Raw genomic sequence first — 25,790 nt, 5'->3', positions numbered from 1 at the left:
CTCAGAGGATGACACCCACCGGGTCGCGCTGCGCGATCGCATCCACGAGCGCGGTGGCGTCGGCGCCCGCCCCGCACAGGGTCGCCGACGTGCGGGTGCGCTGGAACGGCACCCCGGCGAAGTGCAGGTGAGGAACGACGTCGCTCGTCCCGTCCTTCTGCAGCGGGAACCCCATCGCGTCGAACGCGACCGGGATGTCGATCCACGACCGGTACGTAGGGCGGTATCCGGCGGCGACGACCACGGCGCCGACCTCCGCGAGCGGCAGCTCGGCCAGCTCCTCGGCGTGCCACGGGGAGGGGTCGGGCATCTCGGGAGCGGGCAGCCCCTTGGCGCGGGCGCTCATCTCGACGAGGCCCCGGATGTCGGCGTACCGGGCGTCGCCGAAGGCGACGGAATCCGCCAGATCCGGGGCGAAGCGGAGGGATCGGTGGTCCTCGCCCATCAGGTGGCCGGCCAGGCGGATCCCGCCGTCCTGCAGCGTGCGGTAGTTGAGGTCGCGTCCGCCGCGGGTCCCCGACACCTGGGGGTTCGGGCTGAGCCGCGCCAGCGGGCTCGGCAGGTCCTCGAGCGTCATCTCCATGAACGGAGTCCCGTCGAGCCACCAGAAGATGTCCCGGCCGCCCACCCGGCGCGGTTCCCACGGCGCCTTCCCGCACGCGAGCACCACCTCCCGCCCGGAGTCGTGCAGCTCCTCCGCGATCTGACACCCCGACTGGCCGGACCCCACGACGACGACGGTCCCGGTCTCGGGCAGGTCATTCGGACGCCGGTACGCCGACGAGGCCAGCACGGGCACGGACGCCGGCAGCGACCGCACGGCGGCGGGCCGGTGGTCGTCCTGGTAGCCGCCCGTCGCCACGATCACGCGCTCGGCCGCGAGCGGGCCGGTCGTGGTGTCGAGGCGGAACCCGTCGTCCGTCGCCTGCAGCGCATGGACCTCCACGCCGTCCTCGATCGGGGAGGCGAACGATGCGGCGTAGTCGGCGAGCAGCTCGACGACGCCGTCCCGAGGCAGGAACCCCTCAGGGTCGCTGCCCCCGTACCCCTGGCCCGCGAGCCGGATGCTGCAGTTCGGCAGCACCAGGTGGAACCCGTCCCACCTGTCCCGCCAGCGCTGCGCGACCTTCCCGCGCTCCAGCACCACGTGCTCCAACCCGGCCGCCGCCAGCTCGTGGCTCACCGAGAGCCCCGCCTGCCCGGCGCCGATCACCACCGTCTCGATCCGTCGCATGATCCGCCTCGCCGTCCTCTCGGAGGGGACGGTAGGCACTCCCACGCCGCGGCGCTGTGACGTGGATCACGCCCCGGCCGGCCGACGAGGTCGATGCGGTCGGTAAGCGCTCCTCATCACGCTCGCACCTGGGGCGGCTGACGCCGCCGAGTTCCGGAGTCCGCGCGCGGCGATCGACGCCGGCTCACCGGGAGACGCCGCGTCCCTCACTGGTACCGGCGACGGTCCATCACCAGTCGTGCACGCTCCCGTCGGGCTGTGCTGCATGTACTCCTGGATGTCGACTTCGGGATGTCATGAGACGGGCGATGGGAACGAAGTGAGTCCCTCAGGCGCCCGTCGTACCGGAGACGGCGGGCCAGGCGTTCGTGCGGATGAGCTTGCGGTTCGCGAACTCGCCGAGGCCGAGCCGGCCGAGCTCCCGGCCGAAACCGGAGCGCTTCACGCCCCCGAAGGGCAGCTCGGGGGCGTCGGCGCCGACGATGTTCACGTAGACCATGCCTGCCTCGAGGCGGTCGGCGACGCGCTGCGCCTGCTCGGGGTCGGTGGTGAAGACGTAGGAGCCGAGGCCGAACGGGGTGTCGTTCGCGATCGCCACCGCCTGCTGCTCGTCGGTGACGCGGTAGACGGTCGCGACCGGCCCGAAGAACTCCTCGCCGTAAGCGGGGTTGTCCGGCGTCACGTCCACGAGCACGCTCGGCGGGAACCAGGTGCCGTTGCGCTTACCGCCGAGCACGAGGCGCGCGCCGCCCTGGACGGCGCGGTCGACCTGCGCCTGCAGCCGCTCGGCCGCGGCCGTCGACGAGAGCGGGCCGAGTCGGGCCTCCTCGTCGTGCGGGTCCGACGGCTCGATCGCCGACAGCGCCGACGTGAACCTCTCGAGGAACGGCTCGTAGAGGTCGTCCGCGACGACGAAGCGCTTCGCCGCGTTGCAGGACTGGCCCGAGTTGTCGAGCCGGCCGGCGACCGCGGCCTCCACCGTCGCGTCGAGGTCCGGCGTCGAGAGCACGATGAACGGGTCCGAGCCGCCGAGCTCGAGCACGACCTTCTTGAGGTTCCGGCCGGCGATCGCCGCGACGGCCGAGCCGGCACGCTCGGAGCCGGTCAGGGAGACGCCCTGGATGCGCGGGTCGCCGATGACCTGCTCGATCTGCTCGTTGCTGGCGTAGATGTTCACGTAGGCGCCGTCGGGGAAGCCGGCGTCGGCGAACATCCGCTCGATCGCCGCGGCCGACTCGGGGCACTGCGGCGCGTGCTTCAGCAGGATCGTGTTGCCGAGCACGAGGTTGGGGGCCGCGAACCGGGCCACCTGGTAGTAGGGGAAGTTCCAGGGCATGATCCCGAGCAGCGCGCCGACGGGATTCGTGCGGATGAAGGCGTCGCCGTCGCCGCCGGCCAGCTCGATCGGCTGGTCCTCGACCAGAGCGGGGCCGTTGTCGGCGTAGTAGTCGATGATGTCGGCCGCGAAGCCGACCTCGTCGCGGGCCTGCTGGATCGGCTTGCCCATCTCGCGGACGATGATCTCGGCGAGGTCGTCGCTGCGCTCGCGGTGCAGCTCGGCGACCCGATGGAGCAGCTCGGCCCGTTCGGCGGGCGTGGTGGAGCGCGCCCATCCGGAGGCCGCGGCGGAGACGCGGCTGAGCGCGTCCTCGAGGCCGGCGGCGTCCACCTCCGGGTACTCCGACAGACGTTCTCCAGTGGCCGGGTTGACGACGGCGTACATGTGTGTGGCCTCCTGAGGCACGAGGGGTGGCTCTCGTCACGCTAGCGAGGCGGCCTCGTCGAATCGAGGCCACGGGCGCGACGCTCCGCCCATCATGCCCCGGGCGTCTTCCCCATGTCGGCGTCCGGTGCCAGGATGCCCCCGACGCCAGGAGGCACCATGTCGACCGTTCTGAATCCGTACCTCAGCTTCCGCGGGAACGCCCGCGAGGCGATGGAGTTCTACCGCGACGTCTTCGGCGGCGAGCTCCAGGTGAGCACCTTCGGGGAGTACCAGGCCGCCGAGGACCCGAGCGAGGCGGGGCTGGTCATGCACTCCCGGCTCACCACGACTGCCGGCTACGTGCTCATGGGCTCGGACACGCCCGAGCGAAGGCCGCTGACCCCGGGCAACAGCATCTCCGTGTCGCTCGGGGGTGAGGATCGCGAGGAGCTCGAGGGCTACTGGAACGGCCTCAGCCAGGGCGCCACGATCACCCAGCCGCTGACGGCGAGCCCGTGGGGCGACAGCTTCGGGATGCTCGTCGACCGCTTCGGCGTGACCTGGCTCGTCAACATCGCGGGCGCACCCGCGCAGGCGTAGGGCGCCCCCCTCGTCAGAGGAAGGCGCGCACCTCCACCCGGCGGTTGCACGCCTTCGAGCCCTCGGTGGCGAGCGCGACGGCCTCGTCGCGATCGGCGGCCTCGATGACCCAGAAGCCGCTGATGTACTCCTTCAGCTCGGCGAACGGGCCGTCGGTGACGATCGACGCTCCGGCGCGGTTGTCGATCACCGTGGAGGCGCTCGGCGCGCTCAGGCCGCCCGCCAGCACCCGATGGCCGCCCGTGACGAGGCCCTCGTTGAACACGTCGATGGCCGCCATCTCCTCGTCCGTGCCGGAGTTCGTCGTGTCGTCGAGCACGTTGATCAGGAACCGCATGGTCTCTCCCTTCGGGTCGGGCCGCGCCCCTGCCGGAAGCGGCTCACCTGTTCGACGAACGATGGCGCTCGGCTCGGACACCGCGCCCCCTTCCGGCCGATGAGCGCGAGGTGGGTTGCCACTTCTGGCCCGCGAAGCGCGCCTACGAGGGCGAGAAGTGGCAACTCACGGGGGAGGGTTGAGTTCTATGAAGCGGCGGCGTCGGCCCACGCGAGCACCCGCAGCGCGCGGAGGGTCGCCCAGCGGCTCGGGTCCACGGAGGGCTCGAGCTCCACCACGGGGCGGCCCGGATGGACGGACGCGCTCCACGTGCCGTCCGCCGACCGCATCCGCCGCAGCACCTCGAGCGGCTCGGCGAGGCGGGCGTCGGGCCGACCGCCGGCGCCCCGGAGGTGGTCGAGACCGCGGAGCACGTCGTAGCACCAGTAGGTCGGGACGTGGATCACGAGCCACTCGTCGTCGATGACCTCGCCGGTCGAGCGGCTGCGCAGCAGCCCGCGCTCCAGCAGGTACTCCTCGCCCCTGGCCCGCGCAGCGGCGATGGCCGGATCGGCTCCGGTCGCGCGCTCGTACTCGAGCAGCCCCTCGAGCACGCAGATCGTGGAGTGGAAGGACGAGCGGATGCTGGGAGGCGCTTCGCAGTTCCACCCGCCGTCGGCGAGCTGCTCCCCGAGCAGCCGCTCCACGAGCGGCGCGCTCGGGCGCCCGAAGGAGGCGCCCAGCGCGAGCACACGGCCGTTCACGCACGCCTCGGTCTCGCCGTCGAAGAACGGACGGCCACCGTTGCGCGACTCCCAGCGGACCTGCTCGGCGACCAGCGCGATCGCCCGCTCGACCCGCTCGTCGGCCGGGTCGACGCCGAGCTCGCGCAGGATCCAGAGCGCGTCCGTGGTCGAGTCCCAGTCGTCCCCGTCATAGACGCCGACGCCCCACTGCCCGTCCGGCCGCTGCAGCTCGAGCAGGTGCGCACCCCATCCGGCCTCGGCGATGCGCGCCCGCTCGGCCGCCACGGCATCGTCGGGCGCGACGACGAGGTCGCGGAGCACCTGCCGCCGGATCGACGGGTCCGCGTCCAGCAGCCACTCCCGCAGCCGGGCCTCCATCACGCGACCGTCTCGATGAAGTGGTCCGGCGGCACGCCGGGCCGCCCGGGCACGGGCCGCTCCGTCTCGATCCAGCGGTCCGGGCCGAACGCCTCGTCCGCGATCGCACGCCAGAAGGCGCCGGCCGCGGCGTTGTCGTGCTGGAACGCGATCTGCCAGGCGCCCGGATGCCGGGCGAGCACGTCGAGGGCCAGCGCCGTCCCGGTGCCCCCTCGGCGCGCGGCGGGGGCGACCCAGAAGCCGGCGACGGTGCGGCGGTCCGCCAGAAGCCCGCCGACCAGCGCGAATCCGATCGGGGCGTCCTCGGTGGTGTTCGGGTGCGGTCGCCACGCGAGGTAGCCCACGCCGTCCGGGGACGGGAACGCGTCGAGCTCCCGACGGCTGTACCGGCCGTCGGCGTACGGCAGTCCGCGGACGACCGGAGCGAGGTCGTGCCGGAAGGCCTGCCAGAGCCAGGCGACGACCTCCCACTGGTGGTCGTCGACCGGCAGGATGCGCAACGGGACGTCCGCCGCGCTCGGCGACTCCTCCCCAGGATCGGACGGCATCGGCCGCTCCCTTCTTCCCCGCGCCCATACTGACCCGACGACCGGGGACGCAGCGGCGTGCTCCGACGCTGCAGGCGACCCGAGCATCGCGCATCCACATTGATCGCCGCCCTCATGGGCGACGCATAGGAACCGCATCGAGGGCGCGAGGCGTCCGGGGGAATGCTCGACACCATGGAAGAGTCTGCCGACCGCTCGGTGCATGCCGAACCGGTGATGGGCACCGTCGTCTCCCTCGACCTCCGCGGCACGGGCGATCACGACGCGGCCATCGCGGACGCGGTGGCCTGGTTCCACGAGGTCGACCGCCGGTTCAGCCCGTACCTCGCCGACAGCGAGGTCGGCCGGCACGGCCGAGACGAGATCCCCGAGCAGGACCGCTCCCCCGAGCTCGCCCACATCCTCGACATCTGCGCACAGGTCACGGCCATGTCCGGCGGCGCCTTCGACGCCTGGCGCTCGGGACGCTTCGACCCGTCCGCCTACGTCAAGGGCTGGTCCGCCGGCCGGGCCGCCGAGCTGCTCCGGGCACACGGCTGCACCGACTGGGCGATCAACGCGGGAGGCGACGTGCTCGTCTCCGGCGCCCCGGCCCCCGGCGAGCGCTGGCGGATCGGCGTGCAGCACCCCTTCGATCGCGGCGCGATCGCGACGACGGTGCAGGGCACGGACCTCGCGGTCGCGACCTCGGGCACCTACGAGCGTGGCGCGCACATCGTGGACGCGACCACAGACGCCACGGCGAAGACCGCGGTCTCGGTGACAGTGGTCGGCCCCGATCTGGGGCTCGCCGACGCCTACTCCACCGCCGCCTTCGCCCTCGGCGCTGACGGCCCGGCCTGGGTCGCGGGCATCACCGGCTACGAGTGCTTCACGATCTGGGCCGAGGGCGGCGTCACCGCCACAGGGGGGTTCCCCACCGTCGTGCACGGCGTGCCCGTCGCCACCGTGCCGCACTCGGCCGGCCTGCTGGGAGCAGCATGACCGCCACCGACCTCGCCCCGGAGGCCATGCTCCCCGTGCCGCCCCCGCACCCCGCGCCCGCGCGCCGCCTCCCGAAGCGCGGACGCCCGATCGTCGTCGACGTACTCGCCGCCCTCGCGGGTCTCGGGCTCGGCATCACCCTCGCGCTCGGCATCTCGGCCCAGTCGCTGCACAGCGTGAGCACGCTGCCCGGGCTCATCACCGCCGTGGGCCGGGTCACGGGGCTGCTCGCCGGCTACGCGATGCTGATCACGGCGGCGCTGTCCGCACGGATCGGCCCGCTCGAGCGCGCGATCGGCCAGGACCGGCTGATCCGCTGGCACCGCGCGCTGGGCCCGTGGGGCCTGTATCTGCTGCTCGCCCACGTCGTGCTGATCGTCGTCGGCTACGCGGGGCTCGCCGACACGGGGATCCTGGCGCAGCTCTGGCAGCTGATCCTCACGTACCCGGGCATGCTCGGGGCGACCGTCGCGACCGCCCTGCTGTTCCTCGCCGGCATCACCTCGTACAAGCGCGCCCGGCGCCGCTTCAAGTACGAGACGTGGTGGAGCATCCACCTCTACACCTACCTCGCGCTGCTCTTCGCCTTCGCCCACCAGGTCGACAACGGCGCCTCGTTCGTCGCGCAGCCGCTCGCGACGCTGTGGTGGACGGCCATCTGGCTCGCCCTGCTCGCCGCGGTCGTCTGGTGGCGGCTCGCCCTGCCGATCGTCCGCTCGCTGCGGCACGGCATCCGCGTCGCCGAGGTCGTGCGGGAGAGCCCCGACGTCATCTCCGTCGTGCTCGAGGGCAAGCGCCTCGACCGGCTGCCCGTCGCGGGCGGCCAGTTCTTCCAGTGGCGCTTCCTCACGCGGGGCGGATGGTGGGAGGCGCACCCGTTCTCCCTCTCGCACGTCCCGCACCGCGACCGGATGCGCATCACGGTCAAGGACCTCGGCGACCACAGCCGCGACCTCGCCGCCATGCCGGTGGGCACCCCGGTGTTCATCGAGGGCCCCTACGGCCGCTTCACCGCGGACGCCGCGTCCAGCCCGCGCGTTCTCCTGATCGGGGCCGGCGTCGGCGCGACCCCGCTGCGGAGCATCCTGCAGGACCTCGACGAGCACGCGGATGTCGCCGTGCTGCTGCGGGCCCGCACCCAGGCCGACCTCGTGCTGCGCGACGAGATCGCCGAGGAGGTCGGGCGCCGCCGCGGGAAGCTCTGGGAGGCGGTCGGACCGCGCGAGAAGGTGCGGATCACCGCATCCACGCTCCGCCGGGCGCTGCCGGACATCCATCGCCGCGACGTCTACATCTGCGGCCCCGAGGCGTTCACCGCCTCGATCGCCGAGGAGTGCGCCCGCGCCGGGATCCCGGCCGACCGCATCCACGTCGAGTCCTTCGTCTTCTGAGAGGCCCAGCCATGCGACGCGCACCCATCGTCATCACCGCGACCCTCGTCGGCACCGCGGGGGTGCTCCTGTTCAAGCCGCTGCCCGTCTCGAGCCTCACCGGCGCGAGCGCCGCGAGCAGCGACAGCAGCAGCTCGACGTCCACCTCGACCGGGTCCGGATCGACCAGCGCCTCGAGCAGCAGCGGCTCGTCCAGCGCCGCGAGCCCGAGCTCCACCCCGTCGAGCAGCGCCACGACGTCGTCGAGCTCCGGCTCGTCGTCGACCAGGACCGTCACCGGCGATCTCGAGCAGGACCGCTACGGCGACACCCAGGTGAAGGTGACGATCACCGACGGCAAGATCACCGAGGTCACCGTGCTCGCCTACAACGACGGCGACCCCCGGTCGGCGGAGATCAGCCAGCAGGCCATCCCGCTGCTGCGGCAGGAGGTGCTGAGCAAGCAGAGCGCCGCGGTCGACGCGGTCAGCGGTGCCACGTACACGAGCAACGCCTACGAGGCGTCGCTGCAGTCGGCGCTCGACAAGGCCGGTTACACGTCGCCCGACGGCTCGAAGGCCAGCACGGACCTCTCGTCCGCGGACGCCAACCTCTTCTGACGCGGGTGGCGAGGCGGAGCCCACGCGGCAGGATGGGCCCATGGCCGAGCACGACGACGCCGCCTCCTGGCGCTCCGACGAGGGGATCGCCGCGTGGCTCAGCACCTCCGGCGACCGGGAGGCGCGCCGCGTCCACCAGCGCCGGCTGATGGCGGAGCTGCTCGGCTTCGCGGACGACGACCCGTTCGTGGTCGTCGACCTCGGTGCCGGCACCGGTGCGGCGGCCCGGGCGGTGCTCGACCGCTACCCGCGGTCGTCCGCGGTGCTCGTCGACTTCTCGCGGCAGATGGCGGATGCGGGGCGGCGCGCGCTGGAGCCGTACGAGGGGCGCTTCCGGTACGTCGAGCACGACCTGGCCGGCGGGGGCGCATGGCCGGACGGCGTCCCGGACCACGTCGACGCGGTGATCACGTCGCTCGTGCTGCACCACCTCTCCGGATCACGGCAGCAGCAGCTCCTCGCCGAGGTGCTGGGCCGCCTCACCCCCGGCGGATGGTTCCTCGACCTCGACCTGCTCGAAGCCGGCGATGCGCTCGTCGATGAGGCATGGAGCCGCACCGCGGACCGTCTGGACCCGGGTGCGCTGGCCGAGCGGCAGCGCCGGCACGAGCGCCACGGCTCGCTGCAGCTGACCCCGCTCGACCGGCAGCTGGCACTGCTCCGCGAGGCGGGGTTCGCCGCGGTCGACGTCTACTGGAAGCAGCTCGACACCGCGATCCTCGGCGGCCGTCGGCCTGCTGCCTGACCGGAGCGTCCAGTACGCCGCCGCCGTCCCGGCCGTAGGCATCCGTCCCGCCCGTAGGCCGATTCACGCGTATCGGCCTCCGCCCGGCACACGCCCCGACACGCGGGACCGATCCTGCGGGCCGCCAGGCCCCGACTTGCCGCCTTGCCCTTGGTTTCGGGGCTTGTCCTGCCGACCGGGCGGCCGCATCATTCCTGCGTGGTCGCATTGGGAACCAATAGGAACCGAGCGTTCGGCCCGTGCCCGCACTGCGGCGGGAAGTTCAAGGTCAAGGACGCTGAGAACTCGCGCTATCTGCTCTGCCGGTCGTGCGGACTCGTGCGCATGCTGCCGTTCGCCGCACTGAACCCGCACAGCTCCTTGCTGGACGCGCTGCAGCATCCGACCGCGGTCTGACCCGCGTCTCCAGGGCGCCTTCGGACACCGAGGCGCTGAGCGGCTCCGCGTCGACCGTCAGGCCTGCGCCCCGAGCGGTCGGAGGAGCGCCTCGCGCAGCGGGTCGGGGAGGTCCGGCGGCACGTCGACGTCGACGGCGAGCGCCTGGATGGCGCGGCTGTAGTAGTTGCGGGCAGCGGCCGCCAGCGCGATGTCCACGATCTCCCGATCGCTGAACCCGACCTCGCGCAGCCGGAGGGAGTCGTCGTCCGTCATGGCGTGGGACGCGGTGCTCACCTTCTCCGCGAAGGCCATCATCGCGACCTCGGCCTCGGTCAGATCGGCGTCGCGGTAGTCCTCCGCCAGCCGCAGCAGCTGCTCCTCCGGGAGGAGCAGCATGGTCCGGCGCCCGTGCGCGAGCAGGCAGTGCTGGGAGCGGAGGGCACGAGCGGCGGCCAGGGTCACCAGCTCCCACCGCCGCTTCCCCATCGGCCGAGCGAGGGACTGAGCGAGCGACTGCCAGGCACGGGCGGCTTCCGGATTCAGCGCCATCACCTTCGTGTGGCTCGGGACGTAGCCCTGGGCCTCGATCTCCTCCTCGTACAGCGCGGCGACGTCACCCGTCGCCGCCGACTCGTCCACCGTCCGCAGGATCGACATCCCGACGACCTCCTCACGTCATGCCGATCGTGGCACCGCGTGCGCGGTTCGGGAAGCGGGATCAGTCCGAGAGACGGAGCAGGGCCGCGGCGAGGTCGTCGCCGAAGCCCTGGGGCACCTCGAGGACGATGCGGTGCCGCGCCCCCGGCAGCGGCGGATAGCCGAGGTAGCGGCTGCGGAGGTCGACGAGCGTCTGGCCTCGCCCCGGGCCGCCGGTGGTGTCGACCTCCATCGGGACGACCGGCGCGAGCGTCGGCTCGACCGCGCCCAGCGCCACGGCGGCCGCGAGCGGATCGTGGAGCGCGCAGGCGGGTCTGCCGAGCACGGGCGTGTAGTAGCGGAAGTAGGTCTCGAGCATCCGGCCGAGCGCCACGGCGACCGGCGGCCCGGCCAGCAGGGCGTCGAGGTGCCGCTGCTCGAAGCGGGCCTCCATGGTCACGTCGAGGCCGACGACGGTGACGGGCCAGGGCGCCTCGAGCACTCGCGCGGCCGCGACGACGTCGTTGTGGATGTTCGCCTCGGCGACCGCTGTGACATTCCCGGGCACGAGGGCCGCTCCGCCCATGATCGTCACGCCGGCGACGAGCTCCGGGAGCTCGGGATCGGCCTCGAGGGCGAGCGCCAGGTTCGTGAGCGGCCCGACTGCGAGCACGTGCAGCCTGCCCGGGTGGGCGCGAGCGAGCCGGGAGAGCATCGCTGCCGCCGTCTCCCCGGTCGGCGCGGCCGGGCTTCGCGGCAGCTCGACGTCGCCGATGCCGTTCGCGCCGTGCACGCTGGGCGCGCCGCCCTGGAAGGTGCCGCCGATCGGATCGTGGGCACCCACGGCGACCGACACGTCCGCGCGACCGGCGAGCGCGAGCACGTCGAGAGTGTTCCTGGCACCGAGCTCCGCCGAGACGTTGCCGCTCACCGTGCCGACGCCGACGAGGTCCGCGCCCTCGGCGACGAGGTAGCCGAGCGTCAGGGCGTCGTCGATCCCGGTGTCGCAGTCGAGGTAGATCGGCCCGGTCTCATGCGGCCGGGGCAAGGTACTCCCGCCAGTCGGGCTGCGGCCGCTCGACGCCGCGCACGAGCCAGGTCGTGCCGTGCGGGACCCGCGGGGTGGTCCGCATCGCCCAGCCCATCTCGCCGGGGGTCCGGTCGCCCTTCGTGTTGTTGCACGCGAGGCAGCAGGCCACGAGGTTCTCCCACGAGTCCGCGCCGCCGCGCGACCGCGGCATCACGTGGTCGATGGTGGTGGCGCCCTTGCCGCAGTACGCGCAGCGGAACTCGTCGCGCCGCAGCACGCCGCGCCGCGTGACGGGCACCCGCCGGGCTCCGGGCATCCGCACGTACCGGGTGAGCAGGATCACGCTCGGCCGGTCCCACGAGCCCGAGGACCCGAAGACCGGATGGGCCTCATCGGCCGCGACGACCGTCGCCTTCCCGTTGAGCACGAGCACGAGCGCTCGTTTGAAGGACACCACCGCGAGCGGCTCGTATCCGGCGTTCAGGACCAAGGTGCGCATCGGCGTTCCTCTCGAAGCGGCCTGCACGGCTTGCAGGGGTTCGACTCGAATCGATCCGGTTCCAGGCGGGATGCGCACCGTCGCCGCGGCGCGCGGTCGCCGGGAACGAAAAAGGGCGCCGCCCGACGGACGACACCCTGGTTCTGCGCGACGGCGCTATGGCTTGCGCCTCGGAACAGGCGCTCCGCAGGCCGGTGAGCGTGGACCGCTCCCACCTGCGTGCACTCATCCCGATGCCCTTCCGCCGGATCGGGATCAGGCTAACCGGTCGGGACGACACGGCGACGCCGTTCACATGGAGACGGAATGCGACCGTAACCGCCCGTTCATGCAGCGGACGGGATGCGAGGGAGCGCTGCTACTTGACCGCGAACCGCACGAAGTGCACGTCGGAGGACCAGAGCGGCTGCTCGCGGACGCTCGCGCCGGGGTACGGGGCGTGCAGGATCATGCCGTTACCGGCGTAGAAGCCGTCGTGCGATTCGTCGTTGAAGATGATGACGTCGCCGGGCTGCGCCTCGGCCTCGGTGATCGGGGTGCCGATCGCGTCCTGCTGATGCACCGAGTGCGGCAGCGAGACGCCGAACTTCGCGTACACGTACATGATGAAGCCGGAGCAGTCGAAGCCGCTCGGGTCGGCGCCGCCGAAGACGTAGGGCACGCCCTCGTACTGCAGCGCCGTCGAGAAGACTCCGGAGAGGCCGGAGCCGGACGGCACGACGCGGGATGCGGCCGAGGCGGCGAGCTGGGCCGCGGTGGGGCCGGTGTACGAGGAGTAGGCCTTGGCGAGCGCGGCGCGCTTCAGCTCGGCGGCCGAGGTGGCGGTGACGGCGTCGCGGGTCACCTTGACGCTCTGCACGCCGGCGGCCACCTGCGGCAGCTCCTGGTCGCCGCCGCTCGTGGTCGCGCGACCCTGGGTCTGCACCCCGCCGCGCTGGCCGTGGCTCGGGTCGAATGCGTAGGAGGGGAGCGAGACCGTCGCGACGAGACCCGCCGCGAGCGTCATGACGACGGCCGAGATGGCGACGCGCGACTTCGCCCGGCGCTTCGGCGCGACCGGCGGCCTGCTGGTGACCGTGGGGCGAGCCGGTCCCGGTGCCGTCGCGCGGCGGCCCGCGTGCTCGGGCCGGGGGAACGTGCGGGGGGCGGCGTCGGCGGTGCGGGTGTCACGCATCGAGCGACGGGACGGCAGCGGGGCCCCGGTCGGTGCGCGGTACGCATCGTTCGGCGTTCCCCATCCGTGGGTCTCGGCCATGGCGGATCCTCCCGGTCCCGCGGCCTGTAGGCCGTCCTGTTCGGTGCTGCTCGAGCGACCTGCGGCGTTCACGAACAGGCGGGGGGACACCGTGATCGCCGTACCCGGCGGCCTGGCTGGCCCCCGAGCAGATTCAAGGTAACGAAACGCAAACGGATCGCCCGGCGACGCGCCGAACCTTCGATCAGAAGTAGAAGGTCGGGCGCTCAGGCGGCGACGAACACGTGGGACGCGAGCTCGGTGGGCAGCACGAGCGCGTCGTCGAAGCCCTCGACGGAGAGCCGCACGCCGCCGGGCACGACGCTCGCGGTGGCCGTCGCACCGGGCAGGACGCCGGTCGACTTCAGCTGCCCGAGCTGCTCGGGGTCGAACTGTGCCGGCTCGGCGAGGCGGCGCACCACGACCTGCGTCGGGCCCGGCTGGTCCCGCACGTGCGCGACGAGCGAGACGACGCCGTCGAGGAACCGCGCGGACGGCACGGCACCGAGGTCGTCGAGGCTGGGGATGGGGTTGCCGTACGGCGACTCGGTCGGATGCCCGAGCAGGTCGACGAGCCGTCGCTCGACCTGCTCACTCATCACGTGCTCCCAGCGGCAGGCCTCGTCGTGCACGAACTCCCAGTCGAGCCCGATCACGTCGCTCAGCAGTCGCTCGGCGAGGCGGTGCTTGCGCAGCACGTGCACCGCCTTCACGCGGCCCTCGGGGGTCAGCTGCAGGTGGCGGTCGCCGGTGAGCACCACGAGGCCGTCCCGCTCCATCCGCGCGACGGTCTGCGAGACCGTGGGGCCGGAGTGGCCGAGCCGCTCCGAGATCCGCGCCCGGAGGGGGACGATGTCCTCCTCCTCGAGATCGAGGATGGTGCGCAGGTACATCTCGGTGGTGTCGACGAGGTCCGTCACGGCAGGCGCACTCCTTCCGTCCGGGCCCCGGCGGGCCGTCCTCAATCCTACGTGCCGCTCCCCGCGCGCCCGGTGTCGCTGCGGGTCGGGCGGATCGGCGGGGCGGCCCGCGCGCCGCTAGGCTTCCGTGCTCGTGGCGAGCATCGCAATCCCCACCGATCTCCTCCCCGTCGACGGCCGCTTCGGCTGCGGGCCGTCCAGGGTGCGCCGGGAGCAGGTGGACGCCCTCGTCGCGGCGTCCCGCACGCTGCTCGGCACCTCGCACCGGCAGCGGCCGGTCAAGTCGCTCGTCGGTTCGGTGCGCCGGGGGCTGGCCTCCGTCTTCGGCCTTCCGGAGGGCTACGAGGTGGTGCTCGGCAACGGCGGCTCGACCGCCTTCTGGGACGCCGCCGCGTTCGGCCTCATCGAGCGGCGCAGCCAGCACCTCTCCTTCGGCGAGTTCGGCGCGAAGTTCGCGGCCGCAGCGAAGACCCCGTGGCTCGAGGCGCCGAGCGTCCGCAAGGCCGAGCCGGGCACCCGCCCGAGTCCCGAGGTCGAGGACGGCGTCGACCTCTACGCCTGGCCGCACAACGAGACCTCCACCGGCGTGGCGGCGCCGGTGCGGCGCGTGGCGGCGCCGGGCGCCCTCACCGTGGTCGACGCGACAAGCGCTGCGGGTGGCATCGCCTTCGACGCGAGCGAGACCGACGTCTACTACTTCGCGCCGCAGAAGAACCTCGGCTCCGACGGCGGCCTCTGGTTCGCGCTCTGCTCGCCCGCCGCCGTCGAACGGATCGAGCGGATCGCCGCATCCGACCGCTACATCCCCGAGTTCCTCAGCCTCGGCGCCGCCCTGACGAACTCGCGCCTGGACCAGACGCTGAACACGCCGGCGATCGCGACGCTCGTGCTGCTCGACGAGCAGCTGCGGTGGATCGACGCGGAGGGCGGGCTCGCGTGGGCGGCGGACCGGACGGCCACCTCGTCGTCGATGCTCTACGACTGGGCGGAGCGGGTGCCCTACGCGCGGCCCTTCGTCGCCCGTCCCGAGGAGCGCTCCCCCGTCGTCGTGACGATCGACTTCGAGGGCGTCGACGCGGCGGCGGTCGCCTCGGCGCTCCGCGCGAACGGCATCGTGGACACGGAGCCCTACCGCAAGCTCGGTCGCAACCAACTGCGGATCGGGACCTTCGTCTCGGTCGACCCGGCGGACGTGGCCGCGCTCATCGCCTGCATCGAGTACGTGGTGGAGCGGCTGCCGCAGCAGGGCTGAGCCGCACCGGATGGGCCGGGCTCAGGACCGGCGGCCGCCCTCGTCGTGCCAGGCGGCGTCCTCGTCCTGCGGCGCGCCCTCGCCGGCGGTGTCGGCGGCGGTGTCGTCCTCATCCGCCGCGTCCTCGTCCGTCCGCTCCTCGTCCGCCGCGTCGTCGTCGGTCTCGTCGTCGTCGGTCTCGTCGTCGTCGACCGCGTCCTCGAACTCCACGCCGTCGATCTCGAGCGCGTCCGGGTCGCTCTCCTCGAGCTCGTCGTCCTCGTCCTCGTCCTCGTCGTCGAGGTCCTCGTCCTCGGGGCCCGCCTCGTCCGGATGCGTCCGGCGGTACTCCGCGAGGCGCTCGGCCCACGGCACCCACGGCGGTGCGACCAGCGCGCCCTCGCCGGGGAGCAGCTCGACCTCGAGCACGGTCGGCGCGGCATCGGCCACCTGGGTCGTGGACACGGTCCACCGCCAGCCGACGTAGCCGGGCAGGCGGCACGCGAAGACGAGGTCGCGCACCCCGGGCTCGCCCTCGATCACCTCGACGAGCTCGCCGACGGATGCGGGATCCGTCACCTCGGCGAGCGCCTGCAGCGCGATCGCGGCCCGGTCGTCCTGGAGCGCCGTCACCGGGTCAGGCGTCGAAGTCGTCGGCGACGCGACGCAGCAGCGCCGCGATGCGGCGGCCGTGCTCGGCGTCGGGGTACCGGCCGCGGCGCAGGTTCGCGCCCTCGCGGTCGAGGAGCTTGATGAGGTCCTCGGTGCGCGCCGCCATGTCGTCCGCGGACGGACGCTGCAGCTTGTGCAGGCTCGGCGGGTTCTCGAGCACGCGGACGGACAGCGCCTGCGTGCCGCGCTTGCCGGCGACGACCCCGAACTCGAGCTTCGTGCCCGCCTTGACGGTGGCGCCGGCGGGCAGCGCGGACGCGTGCAGGAAGACCTCTTGGCCGTCATCAGCGCTGATGAAGCCGAAGCCCTTCTGCTCGTCGTAGAACTTGACCTTGCCGGTGGGCATGCTGACCTCGAGGGAAGAGATGTGTGGGGAGACGTGCCGGATTCGGCCGATCCAGTGTAGCGGCGCCCGGCTCCGGCTCCGGCGGGTCGCCCGCCGATAGGCTCGCGGCATGGCCGGACGGCAGAACGAGGCCCCCGCGGCCTCCCGCGCGCAGCGGACGCTCGCCGTCATGGCCGGCACCGTCATCGGGCTCTGCGTGCTCGACATCGCCGTGCTGCTCATCGCCCGCGGCGCCGGGGTGCCCTCGAGCGCCTTCTCGTCAGGGATCCTCGGCGTCGTCCAGGTGCTGCCGCTGCCGGGCCTCGCGATCGGCCTGCTGCTGGCGATCGCGGTCATCGTCGTCGGCGTGGTCGCCCGCACCCGCGGCCGCTGACAGCGGGGCCACCGAAGGACGCCAGCGCGGGTCCCAGCCTCACGGCGCTTCTGTACGGGATGCTATCAGAGAGCACTCAGGAAGCCCGCAGAGAATCTCGCGCATGGCCGACCAACCACGCGTTCTCATCGTCGACGACGAACCCAACATCCGCGACCTCCTCACGACGAGCCTGCGATTCGCCGGCTTCGCCGTCCGGGCGGTCAGCAACGGCGCCCAGGCGATCTCGGCGGTGCTCGAGGAGGAGCCCGACCTGATCATCCTCGACGTCATGCTCCCCGACATGAACGGCTTCGGCGTGACGAAGCGGCTCCGCTCGTCGGGGTACACGTCTCCGATCCTGTTCCTCACCGCCAAGGACGACACCGAGGACAAGATCACGGGCCTCACCGTCGGCGGCGACGACTACGTGACGAAGCCGTTCAGCCTCGACGAGATCGTCGCGCGCATCAAGGCGATCCTGCGCCGCACGATGCACGCGGAGGAGGACGCCGTCATCCGCGCCGGCGAGCTGACGATGGACCAGGACACCCACGAGGTGACGGTCGGCAACGAGCCCATCGAGCTCTCCCCCACCGAGTTCAAGCTGCTGCGCTACCTGATGCTCAACCCGAACCGGGTGCTGTCGAAGGCGCAGATCCTCGACCACGTCTGGGAGTACGACTTCAACGGCGACGCCGGCATCGTGGAGTCCTACATCTCCTACCTGCGGCGCAAGCTCGACGCGCACAGCACCGAGCCGATCATCCAGACGAAGCGCGGCTTCGGCTACATGCTGAAGGCGGCGAAGGTCTGAGACCGCCGACCGTTCCGCGTTCCCGAGCCGGGTCTCGGCCCCGGTTCGTACACTGACGGCCATCATGCAGTCCTCGTTGGCCGAGTGGTGGAACGCCATCTCGCTGCGCACCAAGATCACCGCCGTCACGGTCCTCGTGATGACGGTCGGTCTCGTGCTCAGCGGGTTCGGCACCATGACCGTGCTGCGGAACTACCTGATCAACGACGCCGACCACCAGATCTCGCAGACGCTGAAGGGCGTCACCGCGAGCACGGCCCAGGCGGACGAGGCCAGCGCGGCGACCCAGTTCGTCTACGCGCACTTCGACGCCTCCGGGAAGCTCACGAGCGCGAACGAGCCGTGGCGCGAGTCCGAGCCCGTGCTCCCGCACGACGCCGGGGCGTTCCTGAAGCAGCAGGGCACCGCGCCGTTCACGGTGAAGAACCCGGCTGGGGCGAACGCCTTCCGGATGGCGGTCCGGCACCTCAGCGACGGCAGCGTCGCGGTGCTCGGGCTGCCGCTCGAGAGCGTGAACCGGTTGATCGCGCAGCTGTTCACGCTGTTCTTCGTCTTCGGCATCGTCGTGGTGCTGCTCGGCGCGGTCGTCACGCGGGTCCTGGTCGGCTCCACGTTCGGTCCGCTCAGACAGGTGGAGCGCACCGCCGCGGCGATCGCCGACGGGGACTTCGGTCAGCGCCTCGGCAACACGACCGCGAACACCGAGGTCGGCCGGCTGAACCGGTCGCTGAACCGGATGCTGAACCGGATCGACGGCGCGCTCGCCGACCGTGCCCGCACGATCGAGCAGATGCGGCGCTTCGTCGGTGACGCGAGCCACGAGCTGCGGACCCCCCTCGTCTCGGTGCGCGGCTACGCCGAGCTGTACCGGATGGGCGCCCTGCAGAGCCGGGAGGACATCGCCCAGGCGATGGACCGCATCGAGCGGGAGGCGATCCGCCTCGGCGCACTCGTCACCGACCTGCTCGCGCTGGCCCGCCTGGACGAGTCCCGCGAGTTGAAGCGCACCCCGGTCGAGCTGCTGCCGCTCGCGCACGACGCGGCGCTCGACGCGCGGGCGCTCGCCCCGAAGCGCATCATCCGGGTGATCAACCACGACCCGGAGCTGCCGACCGGCACGATCGAGATCCTGCGGCCCGTGATCCCGCAGGAGGATCCGGATGCGGCGCTCACGACCGCCGCGCGGCTGTTCCGGCGGAACGCCCCGAACGACGCGAGCATCACGGGTTCCATCCGCCTCGCGAGCGCCCGCCTGCTGCGCGCTCGGCGCCGCAACGGCGAGTTCGACGAGGAGCAGCTGCAGTCGTCGTCGGTGTCCGGTTCCGCTCGGCCCGTGGTGCTGGCGGAGGAGGACAAGCTCCGGCAGGTCATCACGAACCTGATCGGGAACGCCATCCGCTTCACGCCGGACGACTCCCCCATCGAGATCGCCACCTACGTCGACCGCCTGCGGTCGCTCGCGGTCATCGAGGTGATCGACCACGGTGACGGCATCCCGCCGCAGATCCGGGACAAGATCTTCCAGCGCTTCTGGCGCGCGGACTCCTCCCGCACCCGCGACACCGGTGGCGCGGGCCTCGGGCTCGCGATCGTCGCCGCCATCGTCAGCGGGCACGGCGGCGAGATCGGCATCTCGGAGACCCCTGGCGGCGGCGCCACGTTCCGGGTCACGCTTCCTCTCCTCCCCACCCCGGACGAGGAGCCCGAGGCCGAGGTCGAGGACGACGCCGAGCAGGACGCAGCGATCGCCTGACTACCGTCCCCTCCCACGAGCCGCACGACGCGGCGAGAGCGAGATGGAGGACTCCGGATGACCCGGTACACGGTGGACAGCGATCTGGTCGCGAGCGCGGCCTCGGCCGTCGGCGGGACGGTCGGCCGACTGCAGGGCGAGGTGAGCGCGCTGCAGGGGCAGCTCGACTCGCTGCAGGACACGTGGACGGGCCAGGCGGCCGTCGCGTTCCAGGGAGTCATGCAGCAGTGGCGGACGACGCAGGCGAACCTGGAGCAGGTGCTCGGCACCATCGACCGTGCGCTGCGGCTCGCGGCGCAGCAGTACGCGGACATCGAGCTGGCGAACGCGCGCCTCTTCGGCTGACGTGCCGCACCCCGCCACGGCTCGACGGGCCACTTCGGGCGCGACGGGCGTCCGATGACGCCCGCACCCGCCCGAAGTCGCCCATCCACCGGCCCGGGAACGCGGAAGGGGCCGGGCATCCCGAAGGATGCCCGGCCCGTTCCCGATTCGTTGCTCGGACTTAGAAGTCCATGCCCCCGCCGGCCTCGGCACCGGCCGGAACCGGCTGCCGCTCCGGCTTGTCGGCGACGACGGCCTCGGTGGTGAGGAACAGCCCGGCGATCGACGCGGCGTTGAGCAGCGCGGAGCGGGTGACCTTCACCGGGTCGTTGATGCCGGCGGCGAGCATGTCGACGTACTCACCGGTCGCGGCGTTGAGGCCGTGACCGACGGGCAGGCCGCGCACCTTCTCGGCGACGACACCCGGCTCGAGACCGGCGTTCAGCGCGATCTGCTTGAGCGGGGCCTCGATGGCGACCTTGACGATGTTCGCGCCGGTCGCCTCGTCACCGACGAGCTCGAGGGTCGCGAACGCCGTCTTGCCGGCCTGGATGAGGGCGACGCCACCACCGGCGACGATGCCCTCCTCGACGGCGGCCTTCGCGTTGCGAACGGCGTCCTCGATGCGGTGCTTGCGCTCCTTCAGCTCGACCTCGGTCGCCGCGCCCGCCTTGATGACGGCGACGCCGCCGGCGAGCTTGGCGAGACGCTCCTGGAGCTTCTCGCGGTCGTAGTCGCTGTCGGTGTTCTCGATCTCGTTGCGGATCTGCTGCACGCGGCCGGCGATCTGCTCGGCGTCGCCGGCACCGTCGACGATCGTGGTCTCGTCCTTGGTGATGACGACCTTGCGGGCCTGGCCGAGCAGGTCGAGGGTGACGTTCTCGAGCTTGAGACCGACCTCCTCGGAGATGACCTGACCGCCGGTCAGGATCGCGATGTCCTGCAGCTGCGCCTTGCGGCGGTCGCCGAAGCCCGGGGCCTTGACTGCGACGGACTTGAAGATGCCGCGGATCTTGTTGACGATCAGGGTCGCGAGCGCCTCGCCGTCGACGTCCTCGGCGATGATGAGCAGCTGCTTGCCGCTCTGGATCACCTTGTCGACGATGGGGAGCAGGTCCTTGATGTTCGAGATCTTCGAGTTCGCGATGAGGATGTAGGGGTCCTCGAACACCGCCTCCTGACGGTCCGCGTCGGTCACGAAGTACTGCGACAGGAAGCCCTTGTCGAAGCGCATGCCCTCGGTGAGCTCGAGCTCGGTGCCGAAGGTGTTCGACTCCTCGACGGTGACGACGCCCTCCTTGCCGACCTTGTCGATCGCCTCGGCGATGATCGCGCCGATCTGCTCGTCACCGGCGGAGATGGACGCGGTGGCCGCGATCTCCTCCTTGGTCTCGACCTCCTTGGCCGAGTTCAGCAGCTCGCGGGAGACCGCCTCGACGGCCTTGTCGATGCCGCGCTTGAGGCTGATCGGGTCCGCGCCGGCCGCGACGTTGCGCAGGCCCTCACGGACGAGCGCCTGAGCGAGCACGACGGACGTCGTGGTGCCGTCACCGGCCACGTCGTCGGTCTTCTTCGCGACCTCCTTGACGAGCTCCGCGCCGATCTTCTCGTACGGGTCGTCGAGCTCGATCTCCTTGGCGATCGAGACGCCGTCGTTCGTGATCGTCGGGGCGCCCCACTTCTTCTCGAGCACCACGTTGCGGCCGCGGGGCCCGAGGGTGACGCGCACGGCGTCCGCGAGCTGGTTCAGCCCGCGCTCGAGACCGCGGCGGGCCTCCTCGTCGAAGGCAATGATCTTCGCCATATGTGTGTGTCGTCCCTTCTGGACGTGACGGATGGGAGGCGGGTCGGATCGCGAGACCTCACCCGCTTGGCACTCGATAGATCGGAGTGCTAATCCATCTTGGCAGTCCACCCCGGGGAGTGCAAGCCGACACCGCCGGGTCCGCGCACGCCGGATCGACCGCGCTGCCGAGGCGGCGCGGTCGCGGAAGCGGCGCTCAGGCGGGGTGCACGGACTCCGCCTGAGGGCCCTTCGACCCGGTGCCGACCTCGAACTCCACCCGCTGCCCCTCCGTGAGGGTGCGGTATCCGCTCATGTCGATCGCGGAGTAGTGGACGAAGACGTCTTCACCGCCGTCGACGGTGATGAAGCCGTAGCCCTTCTCGGAGTTGAACCACTTGACGATGCCGCTGGCCATGACGCACTGCTCCTGACACGCTCGACCGGACCGTGCTTGCACCATCCGGTTGGCTGGCAATCTACTGAGTGCGACGAGCCGAATGGGAGCCTCGGTGGGTTCCGTGGCCGGATCTCAACACACCCGTAACGGCGCCGTAACGCGGACGCCCCGAGCGACGTCAGTGCGCGGCGGCGTAGTCGGCGCCGAGCACCACGGTGAGGCGTTGCTGGCCGGGCACAGCGAACTGCTGCGACAGCGCGGTCCGCGTGATGCCGAGCGACTTCGCGAGGCCGGCTGCGGCGCCGGCCTGCGAAGCGGTGGTGTAGTAGACCGTCGTCGTCTTCACGTCCGTCGAGCTCGCGTTCGCCGTCGACCCGACCTTCCACCCGTCCTTGCCCAGCACGGACGAGGCGCTGGCGGCGAGGCCGTTCTTCGTCGTCGCGTTCAGCAGGACGACGTCGATCTTCGGATCGATCGTGGGCGTCGGCGCCGCGACCGTCGCGGTGGGCGCGCTCGTGCCGATGTCGGCGACCTTCTTCTCGATGACGCCCAGCCCGAGCACACCCGCGCCGACGAGCACACCGGTCGCGAGCGCGGCCCATGCGAAGGCGACGAAGCCGCGGCCGGCGGGACGTGGGGCGCGATGTGCTCCGACGCGTGCGAGATCGGCGGGGATGTCGTCGAAGCGGTCGCGCTGTGCGGAGGCCATCGCCTTTCGGGGGTGGTCGGTGAAGGCCGCGCCCAGAACGGGCACGGCTCCCGTGGCGCTCAGCTCGAGTGCCGGCGCAGCAGATCGGCGCGCCGTACCGTTCGGGCGTCGCGGAGGCGCTGAAGGCGCTTCACGAGCATCGGATCCTCCTGCAGGGCCGCCGGAGAGTCGATCAGCGCGCCGAGCAGCTGGTAGTAGCGGGCGGCGGAGACGCCGAACTCCTCGCGGATGGCCTCCTCCTTCTGACCGCCGTGCTTCCAGGACGCGCGCTCGAAGGCGAGCATCGCGAGGTCCCTCGCGCTCAGCTCGGGGGTGCGCCGTGCCGTGCCGGCCGCCTCGTCGTCGGTCACGCGTCACCGCCCTTCCACGGCCGTGGGCCGCTCATGCAAGAGGAATAGCAGCGATGCTAGGAGCGCTCCATCACTGGCGCCTGCAGCGACAGGCCGACGCGCCGATATGCGCCGGTCGATCCTCATCCGCCGAGCGAGGAAGGAACCCCGGATGGCATACGAAGTGACCAAGAGCGACGCCGAGTGGCGCGCAGCCCTCGACCCGAGCGAGTTCACGGTGCTGCGCGAGGCGGGCACCGAGCGGCCGTGGAGCGGCACACTGCTCGACGAGCACCGCGACGGCCTGTTCCGCTGCAAGGCCTGCGACGCGCCCCTGTTCAAGTCGACGACGAAGTTCGACTCGGGCTCCGGCTGGCCGAGCTTCTACGAGCCCGTCTCCCCCGACGCCGTCGAGCTGAAGTCGGACCGCTCCTGGGGCATGACCCGCACCGAGGTGAACTGCGCCCGCTGCGGCTCGCACCTCGGCCACCTGTTCGACGACGCGCCGCAGACGCCGACGGGCGAGCGGTTCTGCATGAACTCGGTCTCGCTGAGCTTCGACGAGGGCACGCAGGCCTGATCGCACGGAGGTCGCGGCGCGCTCCGGGTGGAGGTCGCGCCGCGGCCGGGCTCCGTCGCGGCGCCCTCGAGACCTCCTCGGTCAGGCGCCGATGAGCCTCGCCTCGGCCTGCAGGGCCAGGTCGCGGAGGGCGCTGATCTCGTCGTCGTCGAGGCGCCGCGGCCTGGTGTCGTAGACGCACAGCACCGCGATCCGGTGCCCGTCGATCGAGTGGATCGGGTGGCCGGCGTAGAACCGGACCAGTCGCCCGTTCGCGAGGCGCGGGATCCGGTCCGCGGGAAGCCGCTTCAGGGTGTCGGGGATGATCGTCGGCGCGGAGCGCCGCGAGGCGAGCACGCAGAGGGACTTGTCGGTCGACCGGCTGCCCCGGGGAAGGCCGGCGGCGGCGAGCGACCACTGCACGTCCTCCGCGACGACGTTGATCTCGGCGTAGCGGGTGTCGAAGGCGTCCCGCGCTCGCTCGACCAGCAGATCGAGCCGCTCGTCGTCCGGGCGATCGGTCAGCCCGAGCGCCTCGACCGCGCCGGCGCGCTGCGGATCGTCGTCCTCCGTCGCATCTGCCCGCACGGCGAGCCGGCGGGCGACCTCGAGGCGCGGGGACTGCAGGCGCCGGGCGATGCTCGCGGCGGCCCGCTTGCGCGACTCCAGGTCGATCCGGAGGGATCGCAGCTCGATCGCGGCGGTCGGGGACGCGCGTTCCGGGTCAGCAGCACCGTGCGGTCCCTCCCGCTCCATCGGATGCGGGTCGAGGGTGACCGAGAGGAACCGCCCCTCCGGGGCCATCTCCTGCAGGATGGCCCGGATGAGCCGGCTGCTGCGCGTGGGCCGGCCGTACGTCGCCTCCTCGGGCGCCGCGAGGAGGACGACGCTGTCGTAGCGCGCGATCCGCAGCGCCGTGAGCCCGGTGAGGACCGATCGCAGGAGGCGGCGGAGCTCCCACACCACGTCGAGGTCGACACCCCGCCGCGTGCTCAGCCAGATGCGGTCGGCGAGGTCCTCCGTCAGCTGCGCCAGGGCCTCACGCCGGGCCGCCCGGTGCAGCAGGGAGCGGCTGCCGACCACCAGGATCCGGTGCGGCAGGGCGCCGCTGCGATGCAGGCGACTGATGCCGAAGGCACCCCAGAGCACCCCTCGGCCCGACGACCGGGACCGTCCGGCCGCCCCTTGCATGGCAGCCACCTTCCGGCATGGTGTTGAGCGTTCGCTGACGAGTCATCAGTCGGGGCGGCCCGCTCGCGGGAGGAGGAGGGGCCCGGTCAGCGCCGGCGGCTGCGCGCCACCCCGGCGCGGCACAGGCCGCAGCGCCACGCGGCGCGCCCGAAAAGCCCCCGCTGCTGGACGAGCGGTTCGCCCCGATCGTCGACGCGATCGGATCCAAGCCACGCCGAGCCGCCGAAGCCTCGGGGAGCGAGCCATGGACAGGAGCCGAGAGGAGGGGTACAGCGCCGCCGCGCCCTCGCTTCCTGGCGGCGGCGCCCCGAGCACTGCATGCGGTGCGCCCGCACGACCCGCTCGTCACGCCGGGCGCGGGGTAGCGTGTGGACAGCGGATCCGGCGGTCACTCGGGTCTCTGCGGGTGGCGTCACCCGCAGAGCCGGTCGGACCCGCCGATCCGCCTGGCCGGCTTGGCGCAACTGGTAGCGCACCTAACTTGTAATTAGGGGGTTGCGGGTTCGAGTCCCGCAGTCGGCTCCAGATCCGCCCTTACTCCTCCCGTCGAGGAGCCGCAGTCAGGGTCGGCCGACCCGTTCAGCGAGCAGGCGCGCCTCCCCCAGCCGCGACTCCCACGGCTCCGCCGGCGCGCCGCCCTCGGCGGCGATCGCGAGCACGCGCTCGGCCACCTCCACCTCGAGGTCGTACCGACGCATCTGCCGCGCGATCATCGCGACGCCCCACGCCCATCCGTAGGGGAGCGGTCGCTCGTGCTCGACGGCCTCCATCCGCGACCAGGCGAGCGCGAGCGCCTCAGACAGCCGACCCTCACGATGCAGCCGCTCGATCTCGGGGCTCCACCAGAAGAGGTGGTGGTCGCGGGTCGGCGCGGCGTCCTCGACGCCCGGATCACGCGTCAGCACCTGCAGCTCCATGCGATCGTCGTCCTCACCCGCGCGGTCCGCGCCGCCGTCATCGGAGCGCCGGGCCGCTCCGGAGCGATGGTCGAGGACGGACCACCGAGAGCAGGATGGGCTTGACAGCCCCCGGGGAAGGGACCGGGTGCACGGCACCGGCCCGTCATCCGTCGTCGAGGTCGCGGCGGAGGTCCGCGATGACGACCTCCCTGGCCGGCCCTCGCAGCGAGGCGAGCCGGACGGCCTGCAGCAGCAGCATCACGGCGGGACCGAGCACGTCGGACGCATCGACCGTCGCCGTGTCCTGGTCGTCGAGGGTCACCCGGATCGCCTCGATCTCGTCGAGGCGCGCCAGGGCGAGGTTCAGGGTGCGTTCGTTCAGGGCCTCGTCGGCCTCGTCGTCCCAGGCCGCGACCGCGTCCAGCAGGACATGGCCGAAGAGCCGACCGACCTCGGGGATGGCCATGCTCGCGCACGATACC

Annotated in this window: 31 protein-coding genes and 1 tRNA gene; 13 read left to right on the top strand and 19 right to left on the bottom strand. The window is 72.2% G+C overall.

Annotated features, from left to right (window positions below; translation table 11 throughout):
• Position 1: 1 nt before the first annotated feature.
• Together VIG76_RS10580 and VIG76_RS10575 are read right to left on the bottom strand one after the other, a co-directional pair.
• Positions 2-1,234: an NAD(P)-binding domain-containing protein gene (locus tag VIG76_RS10580; protein WP_331953870.1), complete on the bottom strand. Its 1,233-nt coding sequence runs from the start codon at positions 1,232-1,234 to the stop codon at positions 2-4.
• Between the two features lie 328 nt (positions 1,235-1,562).
• Entirely contained in the window at positions 1,563-2,957 is a 1,395-nt protein-coding gene (locus VIG76_RS10575) for an NAD-dependent succinate-semialdehyde dehydrogenase (RefSeq protein ID WP_331953868.1), read from the bottom strand.
• A gap of 159 nt (positions 2,958-3,116) precedes the next feature.
• Between VIG76_RS10575 and VIG76_RS10570 the strand changes: the two genes are divergently transcribed.
• Positions 3,117-3,539: a VOC family protein gene (locus VIG76_RS10570; protein ID WP_331953866.1), complete on the top strand. Its 423-nt coding sequence runs from the start codon at positions 3,117-3,119 to the stop codon at positions 3,537-3,539.
• 13 nt (positions 3,540-3,552) lie between these two features.
• Here VIG76_RS10570 and VIG76_RS10565 read toward each other — a convergent pair whose 3' ends face one another.
• The 3 genes from VIG76_RS10565 to VIG76_RS10555 all read right to left on the bottom strand — a co-directional run bounded on the left by VIG76_RS10565 (position 3,553) and on the right by VIG76_RS10555 (position 5,527).
• The gene (locus tag VIG76_RS10565; protein WP_331953864.1) at positions 3,553-3,876 is read right to left on the bottom strand and encodes a YciI family protein; all 324 of its coding nucleotides are present in this window, start codon (positions 3,874-3,876) and stop codon (positions 3,553-3,555) included.
• Between the two features lie 185 nt (positions 3,877-4,061).
• A complete protein-coding gene (locus VIG76_RS10560; protein WP_331953862.1) occupies positions 4,062-4,979 on the bottom strand; it encodes a prenyltransferase/squalene oxidase repeat-containing protein in 918 nt (305 codons plus the stop codon).
• Positions 4,979-5,527: a GNAT family N-acetyltransferase gene (locus VIG76_RS10555; RefSeq protein ID WP_331953860.1), complete on the bottom strand. Its 549-nt coding sequence runs from the start codon at positions 5,525-5,527 to the stop codon at positions 4,979-4,981. The genes VIG76_RS10560 and VIG76_RS10555 overlap by 1 nt, the downstream gene beginning before the upstream one ends.
• Positions 5,528-5,701: 174 nt before the next feature.
• Here VIG76_RS10555 and VIG76_RS10550 point away from each other — a divergent pair, with 174 nt between their 5' ends.
• From VIG76_RS10550 to VIG76_RS10530, 5 genes are all read left to right on the top strand, one after another.
• Positions 5,702-6,511, top strand: a complete 810-nt coding sequence (locus VIG76_RS10550) for an FAD:protein FMN transferase (RefSeq protein ID WP_331953858.1) — start codon at positions 5,702-5,704, stop codon at positions 6,509-6,511.
• Entirely contained in the window at positions 6,508-7,902 is a 1,395-nt protein-coding gene (locus VIG76_RS10545) for a ferredoxin reductase family protein (RefSeq protein ID WP_331953856.1), read from the top strand. Before VIG76_RS10550 ends, VIG76_RS10545 begins: the two co-directional genes overlap by 4 nt.
• Positions 7,903-7,913: 11 nt before the next feature.
• Positions 7,914-8,501, top strand: coding sequence for an FMN-binding protein (locus VIG76_RS10540; protein WP_331953854.1), 588 nt, complete (start codon positions 7,914-7,916; stop codon positions 8,499-8,501).
• Between the two features lie 40 nt (positions 8,502-8,541).
• A complete protein-coding gene (locus VIG76_RS10535) occupies positions 8,542-9,246 on the top strand; it encodes a class I SAM-dependent methyltransferase (protein WP_331953852.1) in 705 nt (234 codons plus the stop codon).
• A gap of 198 nt (positions 9,247-9,444) precedes the next feature.
• Entirely contained in the window at positions 9,445-9,642 is a 198-nt protein-coding gene (locus tag VIG76_RS10530) for a TFIIB-type zinc ribbon-containing protein (protein ID WP_331953850.1), read from the top strand.
• Positions 9,643-9,699: 57 nt separating this feature from the next.
• On the opposite strand, the gene VIG76_RS10525 is transcribed toward VIG76_RS10530, so the two are convergent.
• The 5 genes from VIG76_RS10525 to VIG76_RS10505 all read right to left on the bottom strand — a co-directional run bounded on the left by VIG76_RS10525 (position 9,700) and on the right by VIG76_RS10505 (position 13,943).
• Positions 9,700-10,281 carry a carboxymuconolactone decarboxylase family protein gene (locus VIG76_RS10525; RefSeq protein WP_331953848.1) on the bottom strand — a complete coding sequence of 194 codons (582 nt, stop codon included), beginning with the start codon at positions 10,279-10,281 and terminating at the stop codon, positions 9,700-9,702.
• Positions 10,282-10,342: 61 nt separating this feature from the next.
• Positions 10,343-11,308 carry a nucleoside hydrolase gene (locus VIG76_RS10520; protein ID WP_331953846.1) on the bottom strand — a complete coding sequence of 322 codons (966 nt, stop codon included), beginning with the start codon at positions 11,306-11,308 and terminating at the stop codon, positions 10,343-10,345.
• Entirely contained in the window at positions 11,292-11,789 is a 498-nt protein-coding gene (locus VIG76_RS10515; RefSeq protein WP_331953844.1) for an HNH endonuclease, read from the bottom strand. Before VIG76_RS10515 ends, VIG76_RS10520 begins: the two co-directional genes overlap by 17 nt.
• Before the next feature lie 358 nt (positions 11,790-12,147).
• Positions 12,148-12,963, bottom strand: a complete 816-nt coding sequence (locus tag VIG76_RS10510) for a C40 family peptidase (protein WP_331953842.1) — start codon at positions 12,961-12,963, stop codon at positions 12,148-12,150.
• Between the two features lie 287 nt (positions 12,964-13,250).
• Positions 13,251-13,943, bottom strand: coding sequence for an iron-dependent transcriptional repressor DtxR (locus tag VIG76_RS10505; protein WP_331953840.1), 693 nt, complete (start codon positions 13,941-13,943; stop codon positions 13,251-13,253).
• A gap of 133 nt (positions 13,944-14,076) precedes the next feature.
• Between VIG76_RS10505 and serC the strand changes: the two genes are divergently transcribed.
• The gene (serC, locus tag VIG76_RS10500; protein WP_331953838.1) at positions 14,077-15,195 is read left to right on the top strand and encodes a phosphoserine transaminase; all 1,119 of its coding nucleotides are present in this window, start codon (positions 14,077-14,079) and stop codon (positions 15,193-15,195) included.
• A gap of 21 nt (positions 15,196-15,216) precedes the next feature.
• On the opposite strand, the gene VIG76_RS10495 is transcribed toward serC, so the two are convergent.
• The gene (locus VIG76_RS10495) at positions 15,217-15,807 is read right to left on the bottom strand and encodes a DUF3027 domain-containing protein (protein ID WP_331953836.1); all 591 of its coding nucleotides are present in this window, start codon (positions 15,805-15,807) and stop codon (positions 15,217-15,219) included.
• Positions 15,808-15,811: 4 nt separating this feature from the next.
• On the bottom strand, positions 15,812-16,192 hold the full coding sequence (locus tag VIG76_RS10490; protein ID WP_331953834.1) for a cold-shock protein: 381 nt from the start codon (positions 16,190-16,192) through the stop codon (positions 15,812-15,814).
• Positions 16,193-16,301: 109 nt separating this feature from the next.
• Between VIG76_RS10490 and VIG76_RS10485 the strand changes: the two genes are divergently transcribed.
• From VIG76_RS10485 to VIG76_RS10470, 4 genes are all read left to right on the top strand, one after another.
• Positions 16,302-16,565: a hypothetical protein gene (locus VIG76_RS10485; protein ID WP_331953832.1), complete on the top strand. Its 264-nt coding sequence runs from the start codon at positions 16,302-16,304 to the stop codon at positions 16,563-16,565.
• Positions 16,566-16,668: 103 nt separating this feature from the next.
• Positions 16,669-17,361, top strand: coding sequence for a response regulator transcription factor (locus VIG76_RS10480; protein WP_297343301.1), 693 nt, complete (start codon positions 16,669-16,671; stop codon positions 17,359-17,361).
• A 64-nt stretch (positions 17,362-17,425) separates the two neighbouring features.
• Positions 17,426-19,114 carry a sensor histidine kinase gene (locus tag VIG76_RS10475; protein ID WP_331953828.1) on the top strand — a complete coding sequence of 563 codons (1,689 nt, stop codon included), beginning with the start codon at positions 17,426-17,428 and terminating at the stop codon, positions 19,112-19,114.
• 57 nt (positions 19,115-19,171) lie between these two features.
• Positions 19,172-19,459: a WXG100 family type VII secretion target gene (locus tag VIG76_RS10470; RefSeq protein WP_331953826.1), complete on the top strand. Its 288-nt coding sequence runs from the start codon at positions 19,172-19,174 to the stop codon at positions 19,457-19,459.
• Positions 19,460-19,619: 160 nt separating this feature from the next.
• Here the strand turns inward: VIG76_RS10470 and groL are convergent, their stop codons facing one another.
• The 4 genes from groL to VIG76_RS10450 form a co-directional block, all read right to left on the bottom strand.
• Positions 19,620-21,242 carry a chaperonin GroEL gene (gene groL, locus VIG76_RS10465; protein WP_331953824.1) on the bottom strand — a complete coding sequence of 541 codons (1,623 nt, stop codon included), beginning with the start codon at positions 21,240-21,242 and terminating at the stop codon, positions 19,620-19,622.
• A 196-nt stretch (positions 21,243-21,438) separates the two neighbouring features.
• A complete protein-coding gene (locus tag VIG76_RS10460) occupies positions 21,439-21,639 on the bottom strand; it encodes a cold-shock protein (RefSeq protein WP_331953822.1) in 201 nt (66 codons plus the stop codon).
• Between the two features lie 160 nt (positions 21,640-21,799).
• Complete coding sequence (locus tag VIG76_RS10455; RefSeq protein WP_331953820.1) at positions 21,800-22,330, bottom strand: LytR C-terminal domain-containing protein; 531 nt, start codon at positions 22,328-22,330, stop codon at positions 21,800-21,802.
• A gap of 59 nt (positions 22,331-22,389) precedes the next feature.
• Positions 22,390-22,680, bottom strand: coding sequence for a DUF3263 domain-containing protein (locus VIG76_RS10450; RefSeq protein ID WP_331953818.1), 291 nt, complete (start codon positions 22,678-22,680; stop codon positions 22,390-22,392).
• A 151-nt stretch (positions 22,681-22,831) separates the two neighbouring features.
• Here VIG76_RS10450 and msrB point away from each other — a divergent pair, with 151 nt between their 5' ends.
• Positions 22,832-23,239, top strand: coding sequence for a peptide-methionine (R)-S-oxide reductase MsrB (gene msrB, locus VIG76_RS10445; RefSeq protein WP_331953817.1), 408 nt, complete (start codon positions 22,832-22,834; stop codon positions 23,237-23,239).
• 81 nt (positions 23,240-23,320) lie between these two features.
• On the opposite strand, the gene VIG76_RS10440 is transcribed toward msrB, so the two are convergent.
• On the bottom strand, positions 23,321-24,409 hold the full coding sequence (locus VIG76_RS10440) for a GAF domain-containing protein (RefSeq protein ID WP_331953815.1): 1,089 nt from the start codon (positions 24,407-24,409) through the stop codon (positions 23,321-23,323).
• A gap of 449 nt (positions 24,410-24,858) precedes the next feature.
• Here VIG76_RS10440 and VIG76_RS10435 point away from each other — a divergent pair.
• Positions 24,859-24,934: transfer RNA gene (locus VIG76_RS10435), tRNA-Thr, on the top strand.
• 35 nt (positions 24,935-24,969) lie between these two features.
• Here the strand turns inward: VIG76_RS10435 and VIG76_RS10430 are convergent.
• Together VIG76_RS10430 and VIG76_RS10425 are read right to left on the bottom strand one after the other, a co-directional pair.
• A complete protein-coding gene (locus tag VIG76_RS10430; RefSeq protein ID WP_331953814.1) occupies positions 24,970-25,326 on the bottom strand; it encodes a hypothetical protein in 357 nt (118 codons plus the stop codon).
• A gap of 145 nt (positions 25,327-25,471) precedes the next feature.
• Positions 25,472-25,774: a hypothetical protein gene (locus VIG76_RS10425; protein WP_331953813.1), complete on the bottom strand. Its 303-nt coding sequence runs from the start codon at positions 25,772-25,774 to the stop codon at positions 25,472-25,474.
• Positions 25,775-25,790 lie beyond the last annotated feature (16 nt).

The sequence above is a fragment of the Amnibacterium sp. genome (assembly GCF_036559085.1).
GTDB lineage: Bacteria > Actinomycetota > Actinomycetes > Actinomycetales > Microbacteriaceae > Amnibacterium.
This window is presented reverse-complemented; position numbering and strand designations above follow the sequence as displayed.